Raw genomic sequence first — 14,685 nt, forward strand, 5'->3', positions numbered from 1 at the left:
AATAGTAGCAATATTTTTTACGGTTTCCCGTAAAAAATATTAACTTTTGTTTAATATTTAAAATAGAAAAAAGTTAGTAGGCTTGAAATATATCTAAGAAGAAAAATTTATAGGCAAGATTTTCCAAAATAGCTCAACATTAATAAACTTATAATTTCTTCGAATAACTAGAAAAAAACGAAGTTTTAAAAATTATCTCCCTCTACTCTATAAAGTGTTAAGTCAAAGTCGTTACGATTATGTCTCTAGCCTTGTGCTTTTTAAATAAATATAATTCGAAAATTATAAAAGTCTCTGACTTAAAATAAAACTTCAAAAATATGATTAAAAAAACTAATCCATACAGTCAGATACTTTTCGAAATATTTTAAGATTCAAAATGAGCAAAAAATTTGCGCAAAGTCAGAGACATTTGCGCAAATTTTCAATTCAAATCTAGAACTCTTTGTAAAGCGTGGAGTATGAAACTCGTTACAAAGTCAGTCTACGTCTAGTGTTTGGGGTAATTTTAGTTTTTATGATATTTAAAACAATGAATCACCTAACTTTAATTTATATCATTTTTCTCTTTTATTACTTCCTAAATAATTATTCAAAAGTTTTAATTCTCAATTTTTTTATGAAAAAAAATAAAGACACAAGAAAAACAACAAAAATTATAAAAAAATAAGTCGGTAAATAAATTCTGTTTACTGTTTGAAAGTAATTAGATATCTCAGGCAATAAAAAAATACTGAATAAATTGATTGATAAATGAATTACAAAACAATCAATAATAGATCTTCTTTTAATAAAAATGACCGATATTATGATGCTACTGATAAATGCTAATAAAACATTACTCCGTGAAAAAACATGCAGTAAAGCAAATCCAATTGAAACAATAATGATTGATATTGTCTCTTTATATTTTTTTAAAAATTTATCTAGAAAAAAACCTCTAAAAACTACTTCTTCAGTCAATGATTTTATTAAAATAGAAATCATAAACAAACCATCAATTTCCATACTTTTCTCATAATAACCATAAAAAAAATCAGTTATTAAAATCTGACAAATTAGAAATGAAACTACAATCAGTAAGCTAAAAAATATATAATAACCTTGAAATCCAAACTTGAAAATTTTTCTGTCCTTAATTGAAAAGAAAAAAATACAAACTGAAATTATAATATCAAATATTATAGATATCATTCCTCTTGATTTAAAGTAAAAGTCAAGAAAACCAAATAACGCACATAGCACTATATATAATATATATATCAACATATTTATTAAATTTAATAATATCTAAACTTCATAATATCAAATCTACTAGAATGATATTCAAAACCACCAAATTTAAGAGGACTTAATGACATAGGTTTTTCAAAAAAGTATCTAATTATTTTTTGTTTTGCTTCTTGCAATCTCATATTACGAGCTGCTTCAGTATCTTGCATTTTAAAATCAGTTGTGGACAATAAATTGGTTGCATGACCCACAATTTTCATAGTTCTAGGAAAATAATACTCCTTTACTTTATCCAACATAGTAGATTCTAAATTACTTTGAGCATATTGCCCTATTGTCTGTGGATCATCTATTTTTTTTGAACTTAAAATTTCCACCCCTGTTCCTTCCATTGTTATTCCCTTATGAGTTTGCACAAAAGGATGTTTGTCTAAAAATTCTTTAACTTCTTTGTAATCATACCCATATCTACGTGCTATTTCTCTTGCATCCCTTGCATTAGGTTCTTCCTGAAAAAGTCTGTGAGCAAAATGATTCAAACCACTAACAACAAGTCCAGTAACAGCTCCCTGCCAAAAATTACCCCCAGTCATAGCTGCTCCTGCACCTCCAGAAACAGTACCAAAAGCAATCATGCCTAAACTGCCTGTGCCTGCACCTATACCTTTCATTCCTGTTCCGGCAATAGCGTGTGCATTTTTACCATAGCCATCCATACTCGAGCCACCGCTCCAAACGCTGGAAGCAATGCTGCTTAACGCTCCTGCTGCAAAACCGCTCCAGAATTTCCCGCCAGAAATTGCAGTCATTCCTCCTTGGAAAGTTCCATGCGCCGCTGCACTGAATGCTGCCTGCGAATAAAAATTAGTGAACAGGTTAGTGGCCGCACTACCTATTCCAAAAGTCACCGCAGAGCTTGCTGCTCCGATAAAGGTTGCCTTAACCAGTCCTCCAACTGTGAAAGGAACATCTGCAACCAATGCTGTAATGGTATAAGTCAATGCCGCTATAGCTGCTCCAATAGCTACTGCTACTCCAAAGACTATTTCTTCTCCGCTAGGATCCGTATACTTCAGCGGATTATTCAGAACATAAGCATATTTGTTGTAATTCTGAGTATTGTAAGGCTCCTGAACGTAATTGTCAGGCTGTAGGAATCGGTGCAGCTTCGGGTCGTACAGACGCCCGTTCATATGGATGATGCCCACGCTCTGCAGATGCTCGTGTCCTGTATAGCCTCGGTCTAAAACCGTCAATCCGGCAAGAGCATTGCCTGCCCCGTCCTGAACCTTTACAATGCTGCCCCAAGCATCAAATAATCGTTTCTCTACAACAGCACCGTTCTGATCGCTTATGGCAACAATGGTTCCCTGATAGTCCCTGTGCAAATATAGGTAATTCTGCGCAGTTCCATTGCTTTTCAGCACGACAGGCGCACTGTAGCCGTCACCGCCTATGTAGGTCACAAATTCGATTTCACCAGTCGCAATATTATGCTTGACCTCCATAGTCCCGTCTGCAGAGTAGTGCTTGCGGTAAGTCCTCTGCAGCTTGTCGTTAGCCAGACTGCCGTAAAACATCGAGCTTCTGTCGTTTCCTTCATTATAAGTGAAGCTTATTTTGTCCACTCCAGCCTCTTCTATCTGCACTGGGCTTTTGAATACATTGTAGCTTACCGTCAGATTCGGTTTAGCCGTATAGTAGCTCAGCGCCTCCGCGGTCGGCACTATGGCTTTGTTCTGGTAGGTTTTGGCTCCGTCATACTCGTAAGTCCCCACGCTGTTCTGGGTGATTCTTCCCTTATCGTCATAAACCTGCGCTTCCTGGATTCCTGCTGCATTGGTGTATTCGGTCAGGCGGTCCAGTCCGTCGTATTTGAAGGTTTCGCTTCTGCCGAACAGACTGTTGCTTCTGCTGTTCAGATTGCCTCTCTTAATCTCAAAATCAGTGTTGAGCGTCATTATGTTCACTACTGACGGGCTTGTCTTAGCGTGCCTCATCTGCCTCACATAGCCGTACTGGTCATAGGTGTTGGTAACGGCAATGCCGTTACCGAATGTCCCTTCCGTAAGCTGCGCCCTTTCATTTAATGAACTGGTCTGCCATAAGACCTGCTGGGTGGCATCGTCCACAATCTGCCACGGAAAACCGTTCTGGTAGATGTTTTTTACCGTTTTTGAGCTTGTTTTTCCTGATGCGGTGGCTGTTGATGCCTCCTTCAGAACTCTTCCCTGCGTATCAAATGACATCTCTTTCACAAAAACCGCATAAGGCGTGGTTTCTGTTGTTTTGTACAGCCTTTTCAGGCTGTCGTATTCGTAAACGTTTGACGTTGTTTTACCCTCTGCATTGTCCACAAAAGTGGTGCCTGTAATCTGGTTTAACGAATTATAGGCATAAGTCGTCTTGCTGTTTGTATTGGTGCCTGAGATTGTCTTTTCAGTCGGCTTTCCTGCAGCATCATATACAAACGAAGTGGTGCCGTTCGGTGTGGATTCTGTCAGCAGCTGCCCAAAAGCATCATAGCTGTAGGTATACACTCCAGCGCTTGGATCGGTCAGCTTTATTTTATTGCCCCAGCCGTCAATTACGATCTGGACCTTATTGCCCTGATAGTCGGATTCTTTCAGCTGTCCGCCTGCAAAATAGGTGAAGTTGATTGTTCCTCCCGGATCTGTGGTCTGGATCTTGTTGCCCATAGCATCTGCCGTGGCAGTGGTTATTTTGCCGTCATCGCTGCTTGTCGTGGTCACTCCAGAGTACGAAAAAGTCTGTATCTTTCCTGTCGGAGAGGTTATTTTGGTCGGCCTCATCAGAAAATCGTATTCATAGCTCGTCCAAAGGCTCGGTGTAGAAAAATACGGTTCGCTTTCCTTTTCTTTTCTTCCTAAATTATCATAAACAATCTGCATGGTTACCATGGTATTGACAGCAAATCCTTTAGCCGAGTTTTTAACCACCCTGCCCAGAACATCATATTCCGTTACTGTTTTCGCATCCAGACTGTTCGTTGTGGTTACGGTGTAGCCTCCTGAACTCAGTTTGGCGTACACATTTGTGGTTGTGATCGGAATGGCTGACGAGCCTGTCACGGTCGAATAGGTCAGCTTGCCCCAGCCGTCATAAGTAAAATCGCTGGTTACCCCCATATAATCTGTGGACTGGGTCATCTGCCCCAGATTATTGTAGGCAAAATTAGTAACAAATCCCTGATGGTCTGTCTTCTTGATTACAAAACGCTTGGTCGAATCGTACTCGTCTTTGATCGTTCGCGGTGCCGGCACTGGAGAAGCCGTCGGAGCCGAAACGGTTTTGGTCAGAAGGTTACCCAGAGCATCGTAGGCCATGTCTTCTGCAATCGCATAGGTGTTATGCCCTTTCTTCTCTGTTCGCACTAAATTGGAGCCTGAATAGGCATAGGTTTCCTCTGAGGTTCTGGTATCACCCGAAGCCATATTGCGGGCTGTAGAGACCACTCTCTTCGGCCTTCCGATATAGTAGGACGCCCCTGCACCTGTCGGGTTGTTGTCGTACTCGGTATCAACGGCAGTGCTGCCCTGAAGTGAAGAGCCCGTGTAATGGTTTGTTACGCTTCTCACCTGCAGCCCATAATAGTTGCCGCTGTCCACTCCGCCATCGTAAGAGTAAATAGTTTCTGTCCTTACTCCTGAAAGATGGTCTTGAATTGACTGTCTGCTCAAAAGCAGATTAAAAATACCTTTATTTGAATCTGGCGCTCCCGCATTTGGCGTAGATGCAGATGTAGGAGATGCAATAAATTTAGCATTGTCGTTACTTGCACTGGCTGTAAAACCTGGCTGCAGAATAATCTGTGGCGCGGTATAATTTACTGCTAAGCCTTCTCCTATTATAGAAGACGCCGTTATTAAACTGCCTGCTTTAAAAGTCTGACCTGTTATAACATCTTCATAAATATCAAGCTCATCTTGAATAGGCGCCGAATAAACTTGGTCAACTTCTGCGTATTTAAATGTATCAAAAAAATTTATTTTAGTAGTCAATAAATTACTTGGAACATCATCAAATACGGTAGATGCTATAGTGTTTGTCCAAGTAACGGCATTTGCACCTCTATAATAAGGATTATTGTATTGAGTGGTCCATATCTTTTGATCGGAATCTGACAAATACCAGCTGCTTCTTGTTGTTTTTTTGAATCCTACAGTTCCATAATTAAAGTTCGACACAAATCCTCTATACCTAAAATCCTGGTATTTAGAAATTCCATTGATGGTTGCTGTCAATTTTGAAACCAGATAATTGTCAGAATTTCTAATGATTTCGATATTAGGGTAATTTTCTTCATTGTTTGAAGAATAGAAATCTACAGATCTTACACCTAAACCACCATCAGCAGCTTCCATTGGTTTATAATCAATTGTCTGTTTAATATTCCCATTAGCTTCGGTGACAGTTATCAGCCTGTTTTCAGTATTGACATTCTTGTTGAACTGATAATATTCAATCTTATTGTAATGCCCTCTTACCACAACTAAATCGGTATCACCTCCATTATATCTATAATTGGATGTAATCGGAATTGGAATATCAGGCGAATTTGAAAACTGAACCCCAGAATCATACCCTGGTGTAAAGCCTGCAGTCCCCACTTTTCCTATATTATTTACAAAACCGGTTACCTGCCATTCTGTATCATGGTTATTGATTGTCCAGCTGTCTTTAAAATATTTTCTCCAGACACGCACCAGATCTGACTTTCCATCTTTATTGATGTCTATCGCATAATAATTGCTAAAATGTCTCTGTGTATTATATGTTGAGCCAGTATCTGGCCAGTATTCTACAACATTATTATGAGATTCCTTTACAAAAAATGATCCTCCAGCAGGATTAGGATTACTATAATAAATATCCCACCCTGTTTGTCCTGGTCCGCCAGAACCACTCGCAAGCATCATATCTGTTTTTCCATCACCATTAAAATCACCAAACAAAACTTGTTTTGTGTCATTATAATTCGTCAGAGTCCCATATCCTATTCTTGCTACATTATACCATGGAGCTGAATTTACTCCTTGAATTTCTATTATCGAATAATTTCCTGTTGGCCCAATATGAATTATATCTGCCTTTCCATCACCATTCATATCTGCAACAAATCTTTGCCCTTTTAAAAGCATGTAATAAGAATTGTTATCTAATACAACGTTTCCTTTCGAATTATCTGAACTAGAAGCATTAGGATTAAGATCAATTAATCTCGCTTCTCTATAATTCCCAGTATTCTCGCTATATTTCCAATAAAAACCTTCAGAATAGCCACTTGGATTTATATATTCAGTCCAAATATATCTTTGATCTGTCGACAAGACCAATACTTCTGAAATTCCATCGCCATTAAAATCACCTTCAAGATAAGTATTGTTTCTTGTTTGTTGCGGAAAGGGAATTGTAGGCACATAACTTTCATCTTCATCCATATAAGATGGATCAATATATACATTATTATTAAAAGGAACATTTTTAACAAGAACACTCGTTAAAGTTCCTCCTGATAATTCAAATGCATTAAACTTTACGTTTGCATTGGTTTCTTGAGGAGCTACAACTGACTGATATTGGCTTAGTTTACTATAATTCTTAATTAAAGTAGCAGAAAATATCAAAGGTTTGGGAAGTGTGTAAGGAAAACTAATCGGTGCATTCCCTGAAGTGCCATCAAACAGTTTTGTAAACATCTTATTATCCGAAACAAAATCCAATCTTCCGTCACCGTCAAAATCGCCTGCCAGATCTGTTTTATCGAAAGCCAAGGTGTTAGTGTAAGTCTTTTCTGTTCTTTCCTGATTTGAAGGGCTTGAAGCATAAGTAAATGTTACGGGATTAGATGCTTCCATCTGTCCGTTGATTTCCTGAATGCTTTTTATTCTCTCATAGCCTAATCCATTATCCACATCATGCTGAATCTGATAAGTTCTAAAAAGGTTATTATTTGCATGCACCTGAATACTTTTTAGTATCTGTGTGGCATAAACCGCCTGACCTTTCATATAATCTCTTTCAATGCGTTTGGCATTATCGTAAAAAAATGAAATTTTATTCTGAGCTGCTATTCCCGCAGCTGTGTTTCCGCTGAATGTGATTGTGTCTATGTACAGCTGGTTTGTGCTGTTATAAGTTATAGTTTTATAATTGTAGTCTATAAAGTTCCCGTTTGTATCCTCATAATGGACAATATACCAAGAACTAAGAGAAACCGAATTCTGCAGGCTTCCTGATCCCTTAGAGCCATACCAGCTTCTGGAGCCGTCTGGAGCCGTAACTACAAAATAAGTTGTTGTTCCTTCAACTTTAAGCTCTATTCTGGTATTGCTTTTGTATTCCGTTTCATATGTGGAGCCGGGCGCCCAGTATGTGCCTGATTTTATCAGAAGGCGCTGTCCGTCAAGAGCCAATTTGTCGTTGTCGTCAAAATCAACACCGTCAACAAATCCGTCTATATCGCGTCTTGTGGCAATTCGGCTTATCGCAGAAATGCTGTTGATGCTCCATCCCTGTCCGGCTATCCCGCCTCTTACTCCGCTGCTGTAGACCAGGTTTATTGCCGGAGCAACGCTTTTAATGCTTGGCGGCACGGCAATAGGAAGCGTATAGACTGCCGTTCCTGATGATGAAATCTGAAGTTCCCCTTTTGTATCGGCAAAATTCTGCGAAAAGGAAGAAACTGAAAATAAAAAAATAATGAAATAGTATATTTGCTTCATATTCAAATTTATTGCTTGATGATTTTGATTGTTTTCTGGTCTCCGTCTTTATAATTAAGCACTACCAGATAAACCCCTCTGGAATATTCCCCAAAGGAAATAATCTGGCTGTCTGCATTTTCTGTTCTGGAGAAATTCTGCAGCACCTGGCCTGATATTCCATAAACTGTAATGGAAGAAACCTTGTTGTCGTTTATCAGCTCCCATTTTATATAAAGTTGCTCTTTTACCGGATTGGGGTAATAGGAAATGACATCTTCTTTTGAGAATTTAAGCAGATCTTCATCGGTAACAGCTTCAATCTCTTTAACTTCTTCTGTAGATTTCCCTGTAGGATTGCAGCCGGAAAGGCATAAATTCCTGACTATCTGGTTTCCTGCCGAATCATAGCTGAAAGTGATTTTCTGCTGGGCATTCGAAAAAGCGCAGAATCCAAACAATAAAAGTGTGATTAATTTTTTCATGGTTTATTTTCAAGTTTGTCTAAACGTTTGTTCTGCTCTGAAATAATTTTATTCTGTTGAGATATCATGTCTCCTAATCTTTCTGTTTTCTTATCCTGTTCGATTATATAAAGTGTTAGCTCCTCAATTTTCTGAAGCAGTTTTGAGTTCATTTCTCCCAGATCAATTCCATTTTTCAAAACTTCTTCTTCATTCGGAATGTTTTCTAAATGGCCTTTCTCGGCAATATGCTGTTCAACTTCTTGAAGTGTTGGCAGATCATATTCCTTTTTGAAAACAAAATCGGACCAGCCTGTCATATCTACTTTTACTTCTTTGGAATGGATTGTGCCGTTTACGTCTAATTTGTTATTGGGTTGCAAAATTCCAATGCCAACATTTCCGTCTCTCATAATAGCCATTAACACATCTTCACTATCCATATTAGGTTTTCTTCTTAACCATTGAAAAAGTGGCATATCTTCTCTTGAATCAATCCTAAACCCCCCTCCTATATAAAGTATATTTTTATTATATTCTCTAAAATTTAAGCTCAAATTGAGTAATGGAGAAACAGTTCCTCCCAACTCTGTGATTAACCCCATTGGAATTAAAGAATTTGATATCTGGATACTTCCATTAACATCTAAACTATTGACAGGACTTAAAGTTCCTATACCCACATTACCTGTCGAAGGAAATGTATTTTGAGCAAAATTTAAATGGAAGGTAAAAAGCAACAAGAGTAAAAAGCATTTTGTCATAATTTACTTGTTTTTTAAAGTTTTGATTTGTTTTTCTAGTTCTATCTGATTTGTTTTTATACTCAAATTTTCTTTTTTCATCTGAATATTTTCCTTTTTCATTTCAATCATATAAAGAGTCAATTCTTCAATTTTCTGAAGCAGTTTTGAATTCATTTCTCCTAGATTAATTCCATTTTTCAAAACTTCTTCTTCATTCGGAATGTTTTCTAAATGACCGTTTTCTACAATATGCTTTTCAACTTCTTCAAGTGTCGGCAGATTATATTCCTTTTTAAACACAAAATCGGACCAGCCTGTCATATCTACTTTTACTTCTTTGGAATGGATGGTACCGTTGACGTCTAGTTTGTTGGTTGGGTTTATAGTACCAATGCCAACATTACCTCCAAATGAAGCACCACTAAAAAAATTGGTTTGACTACCATCTCCCGGTATATAAAGCAGGGTGCGTAAAGGTCCGTCATATCTTTGTGCTATAATTTCAAACCCCTGATCATAGGTCCAATCATCAGCTAAATATACCCTAAGACGCGAATGTCCATTCGCTATATTACCTATAGATTCAGTCCTAATCAAATGATTTTCCCCCCATCCATTAAATATTAACGAATTACCTACATACCCACTTTTGATACCTATCGTTACATTATCTGAGGGTGACAAATCATTTTGGGCTAAAACTGCCCATTTTCCAAATAAAAGAAAAAACATTGCAAATATTATTTTCATATCTATTGTTTTGATAGTTACTAATTTTACTTTTTAGAACATCTTTCGCTTTTAAGCTTTTTTATTTCTTCATTTTGTTTCTCATTTTCTTTTTTCATCTCAGCATTTTCCTTTTTCATTTCAATCATATACAAAGTCAGTTCTTCTATTTTCTGAAGCAGTTTTGAATTCATTTCTCCCAGATTTATTCCATTTTTTAAAACCTCTTCCTCACTTGGAATATTCTCTAAATGTCCTTTTTCAGCAATGTGTTTTTCAACTTCTTGAAGTGTTGGCAAATTATACTCCTTTTTAAACACAAAATCGGACCAGCCTGTCATATCGACTTTTACTTCTTTGGAATGGATTGTGCCGTTTACGTCTAATTTGTTATTGGGGTTTGCAATTCCAATACCTACATTTCCATTCCCAAGGATTCTTAACTTTTCCGTCTGAGGCTTTAAATACGATTCTTGAGTAAAAAACTGTAAACCATAAGTGTTATTTCCAGCACTTTGGGTAATCGTTCGAATTGAAGTCCCGTAAGTATCATAATTAGTTATATTAATAGAATGCGCAATCATAATAGCTGATTCATTATCAACATTTGCATAATTTCTTACTAGTATATTTCCGTTGTCAACTTGTAGCTTTGCCATTGGATTTGTTGTGCCAATTCCTAGATTTCCTAATGAAGTAAAAATAAACGTGTCTTTAATTGCTGATGTCGTTGAAAAAACAATTGATGCAGCATCGTTGGCATAATTATATTCAGATCTTATTCGAGCCATTTCAACATTGTTATATTTTGAAAAAACAATGTCTCCAGCATCTACCTGCAAACTAGCTGGAGCTATAAAGTTTAAATTTGTACCATTCTCCAAATTAACTCCGTAAGGAAAATTCGTTTGAGCAGAAAGAGAAAAACTCTTAACTGCTATTGCAACATATATTATTTTGATGAAAGCGCGCATTAGTTATTTATTTTTTGTTTCTAGATTGTTGATATAATTAAAAAAAGGCTTTTTTAAAGTTTTCATTATCTTGTTTGATGCTTTATTTTATTTTAAGGGAGAAATGATTTGTTTACCTTTTTCAATCAAATAAAGGGTCAGTCCTTCAATTTGTTACGCATTTTCAAATTAAGCAATTAAAACTCTAAGATTAAACCATTGTTAAATTTTAGTTAAAGCAAATAAATAAATTTTATAGAGATATTTTTTACGGCTTTCCACATTTTAACTATTTTTTTTTAATTTTAATATGTTGTTAATGTAGTGGATATAATAAAAAGCCACTAAATTTAAGTGTTGTTGGTAAAAAAAGCTTGTAAACAAAAAAGCGCGAGACAATCTCGCGCTTTTTGTTTAGTTTAAAAATTATTATCTCAATACCCAATACAAAAAACAGTCTCCCCCATATTCACAGGCGGTGTGCCAATTTTGTACAAAATAAGACCAGTTGCTGGTGATTTTACTTCCATTAAAACCTTTCCAAATTCGTTAGAAACAAAACCAATTTTATCGCCTTTTTTAATGTAATCACCGCTTTTTAAAGTACTATGAAAAATTCCAGCAACTTCAGCTTTTACATATTCCTGATTGTTTAAATAAACAGCTGACGGATTTTTTACAGAAGCTGTTCCGTTGCTGTACATTTCCATATAATTGAGCATATTATAAACTGCTTTTTTTATTAAATGAACCGATTCTGTCTGCACATTGCCTAGTTTTCCAGCTTCGATGCTTAAAGCAGTTTTTCCATTTTGAGAAGCTTGTTTAAAAGCATATTTGGCAGGCTCAGTTTTGGTAATCGTGTATGGGTAAGAAACGATATGATTGATTCCCGAAATCTCTGAAAGTTTAGCGCTTAAAAGCGTTTTCTTTTCTTCTGCTGTATTATTGTAATAACAGACAAACGGAAGCAAATCTTCATTGGCATCGCCTCCATGAATGTCTAGAAAAACATCCGATTGCGGAATAATCTCTTTCGCAATATAATTGGCAATCTGTTCTGTAATTGTTCCTGTTTCTGAACCTGGAAAAGTATTATTTAAGTTTTTCCCGTCAAGCGGATTTACAAATGGTGTTCTTTTATAAAACGAACCTATATTGGCAATTGGAACTACAACCAAAGTTCCTTTTAATTTTTTCGGATCAATTTCTTTAAGTAATTCCTGCACGGCTGAAATTGGCGGATATTCATAACCATGTATGCCAGCAATAATGGTAAAAACAGGCCCTTTTTCTTTTCCTGAAATAATCGTTACGGGCATATAATTATAAGGCGAGTTTGTTTTGAACTGCACCAAAGTATCCGCCCTTTTTCCGATATTTTCTTTTATGATTTTGTCTAGATTTTGTCCATAACTAATAATAGATATCATTAGCAGTAGTTTTGTTCCGAAAAGCTTTAAATAATTCACGTGGTATTCTTTTATTACAGGAAACAAAGTTCGTTTCCTTGCATTCTTAAAACGCAAAGATAAGGCTTTAACAAAAAACTATTTCTAATATTATTATGTATCAATTTAATTCTCAACCAACTCAATATCCATGGTTTTTATCAAGCCTTCTTGAAAAGTATAAACATGTTTTACCAATCCGTCAAACATCAAATTGCCTTGCAAGTCTTTTACATTTTGGTGGACTTTAACTTCAAGGCTGCCATTTTCTCTTTCGCCAAAACCAACTGGCTCCACTTTCGGATTAATCTCCGACCATTGCCTTGTCCAATATTGTCTGATTTCGTCATGTCCGACAATATAACCGCCTTCCCAAGCTTTAGACCATTGCACATCTTCCTGCATTGTAGCTAAACAATTATCGATATTTCTTTCGTTAAAAGCATTGTACGCTTTTTTTATTACTTCTTGAAATTGGTCTGCCATTTTGTAGTTTTTTAATTATTCTACTAAGATAGCAATACTAACTTATTAATTACAAAGTCGGTAAAAAATCAAAACAGTAAAAACCAACTTCAATTATTATCAAATTTTTAATTTTAATGGTTTTTAAAATAATTTTAAGAAACCTTACTTTTCAAATTACTATATTTGGCGCACTTTAAACAATATTAATCTCTTTTTCTAAGGACAAATTTTATAAGCCGTACGTAAATGAAACCCACAAAGTTCATATATATCGTTTTACTTTCGCTGCTCTGCTTTTTTAGAGGCACCGAAACGTATCATCCGATTTATCATACGAACAACTGTATTACCTTAGATAGCGTTACTGCAGACGATACGCAGATTTTTTCTTCTGACTTTTCTTCTTCTAAAAATTTAGAAGTTCATTACAAACTCAAAAAGAAAATCAAATCAAGAGCCACTACTTTAGAACAAAGTACGATCAAGGCTCCGTATTTTAGCAATTTAGTCAACTTCAAGCTTTATAAAAAGAGCTTAATTTATGGTATAGCTTCAATATACCATATCGAAAGACATCCTCATCTTCATTTGTATCAGCTTTTCTAGGCTGTAGGATTTAGTCGTTTTTATATTTCTAAGTTCAGAAACAATACCTCATTTGCTTATGCAATTGGGCTATTATTGCTATAAAAACATTTTTATTGCGGTACTTTTTCCAAAAACAAGTATTCGTAATCCATTTATTTCTAAATCCAAATTCGTACTCCCTGTATTCACTTAGCAAGGGAGAAAATCTATTTATTCAAAAAATACACCTAATGATGAGCATTTATAAAAATCCATTTCTTTTATGCACTTTGGCTTTATTCGTTTTAGTCTCGTGCGGAGATAAATCAAAAAAAGATTCTAACAACATAAAAACGGTACCTGTTTACAAGGTTACTTTAAAAGACACTATAGTTTCGAGCAAATTTGTTGCCGATGTACATGCTAAAAACAATGTAGAAATTCACGTTCGTATTCCGGGTTTATTAGACAAAGTATACGTTAGCGAAGGACAAAAAGTAAAAAAAGGACAACTTCTTTTCAAAATAAGCGATGTGGAGCTTCAGATTCAATTGTTGAAAGCCGAAGCGGTTTACAAAAGTGCTAAAGCCGACTTAAGAATTGCAACTGTTGAACTAGAACAGGCACAGACGCTTTTCAATAAAAAAGTAATTGCAGATAAAGAATTAGAATTGTCTAAAGCAAAAAATGATGCCGCTTCCGCGAAATTAGCTCACGCAGCCGCAGAAAGGAAAGCGATCAACCAGCAGATTAGTTTTACGACTATCCGCGCGCCATTTGACGGAACTGTAGATAGAATTCCGTTTAAAGAAGGAAGTTTGGTTGAAAATGGTTCTTTATTGACAACCGTTTCTCAATTGGATGATGTGTACGCCTATTTCTCTATCCCTGAGAACACGTATTTCCAAATGATGGAGGATAAAACCTTAAACACACAAGGCGATATTAAATTGGTATTGCCAAACGGACAAGTTTACGACCAAAAAGGAGAATTAAGAACTGCTGACGGAGAAATAGATAGACAGACAGGTTCTATTCAATACAAAGCAAAATTTCACAATCCGCAAGGGTTTATTAAACACGGAACTTCTGGAAAACTGATTATTTCAGAGCCGAAAACCAATGCAATTTTAATTCCGCAGAAAGCTGTTTTTTCTATTCAGGACAAACAATACGTTTTTCGCGTGAACAAAGATGGAGTAGTTAAAATGACGAATGTTACAATTGAAACCACTCTAGATGATGTGTATATCTTAAATGACGGTCTAAAAAGCGACGACCTGATTGTACAAGAAGGAACACAATCATTAAGAGACGGCGATAAAATCAATATGAAACAAATATAGGTT

10 protein-coding genes are annotated in these 14,685 nt (G+C 36.0%); 2 read left to right on the forward strand and 8 right to left on the reverse strand.

Annotated features, from left to right (window positions below):
* Positions 1–588: 588 nt before the first annotated feature.
* From Q9Q97_RS20735 to Q9Q97_RS20770, 8 genes are all read right to left on the reverse strand, one after another.
* Positions 589–1,194 (reverse strand): CPBP family intramembrane glutamic endopeptidase, encoded by a 606-nt coding sequence (locus Q9Q97_RS20735; RefSeq protein WP_306160621.1) that lies wholly within the window; start codon positions 1,192–1,194, stop codon positions 589–591.
* 86 nt (positions 1,195–1,280) lie between these two features.
* Positions 1,281–7,979 carry an RHS repeat-associated core domain-containing protein gene (locus Q9Q97_RS20740; protein ID WP_306160623.1) on the reverse strand — a complete coding sequence of 2,233 codons (6,699 nt, stop codon included), beginning with the start codon at positions 7,977–7,979 and terminating at the stop codon, positions 1,281–1,283.
* Between the two features lie 8 nt (positions 7,980–7,987).
* On the reverse strand, positions 7,988–8,443 hold the full coding sequence (locus tag Q9Q97_RS20745) for a T9SS type A sorting domain-containing protein (protein WP_306160625.1): 456 nt from the start codon (positions 8,441–8,443) through the stop codon (positions 7,988–7,990).
* Entirely contained in the window at positions 8,440–9,186 is a 747-nt protein-coding gene (locus Q9Q97_RS20750; RefSeq protein ID WP_306160627.1) for a hypothetical protein, read from the reverse strand. Before Q9Q97_RS20750 ends, Q9Q97_RS20745 begins: the two co-directional genes overlap by 4 nt.
* 3 nt (positions 9,187–9,189) lie before the next feature.
* Positions 9,190–9,918 (reverse strand): hypothetical protein, encoded by a 729-nt coding sequence (locus Q9Q97_RS20755; RefSeq protein WP_306160629.1) that lies wholly within the window; start codon positions 9,916–9,918, stop codon positions 9,190–9,192.
* 26 nt (positions 9,919–9,944) lie between these two features.
* Positions 9,945–10,871 (reverse strand): hypothetical protein, encoded by a 927-nt coding sequence (locus Q9Q97_RS20760; protein WP_306160631.1) that lies wholly within the window; start codon positions 10,869–10,871, stop codon positions 9,945–9,947.
* Between the two features lie 413 nt (positions 10,872–11,284).
* Complete coding sequence (locus Q9Q97_RS20765; protein WP_306160632.1) at positions 11,285–12,283, reverse strand: succinylglutamate desuccinylase/aspartoacylase family protein; 999 nt, start codon at positions 12,281–12,283, stop codon at positions 11,285–11,287.
* Between the two features lie 144 nt (positions 12,284–12,427).
* A complete protein-coding gene (locus Q9Q97_RS20770) occupies positions 12,428–12,787 on the reverse strand; it encodes a nuclear transport factor 2 family protein (protein WP_306160635.1) in 360 nt (119 codons plus the stop codon).
* A gap of 228 nt (positions 12,788–13,015) precedes the next feature.
* Here Q9Q97_RS20770 and Q9Q97_RS20775 point away from each other — a divergent pair, with 228 nt between their 5' ends.
* Together Q9Q97_RS20775 and Q9Q97_RS20780 are read left to right on the forward strand one after the other, a co-directional pair.
* Positions 13,016–13,375, forward strand: coding sequence for a hypothetical protein (locus tag Q9Q97_RS20775; protein ID WP_306160638.1), 360 nt, complete (start codon positions 13,016–13,018; stop codon positions 13,373–13,375).
* 212 nt (positions 13,376–13,587) lie between these two features.
* Positions 13,588–14,682 carry an efflux RND transporter periplasmic adaptor subunit gene (locus Q9Q97_RS20780; RefSeq protein ID WP_306160640.1) on the forward strand — a complete coding sequence of 365 codons (1,095 nt, stop codon included), beginning with the start codon at positions 13,588–13,590 and terminating at the stop codon, positions 14,680–14,682.
* Positions 14,683–14,685 lie beyond the last annotated feature (3 nt).

It is taken from the genome of Flavobacterium sp. DG2-3, assembly GCF_030730925.1.
Classification (GTDB): Bacteria; Bacteroidota; Bacteroidia; order Flavobacteriales; family Flavobacteriaceae; genus Flavobacterium.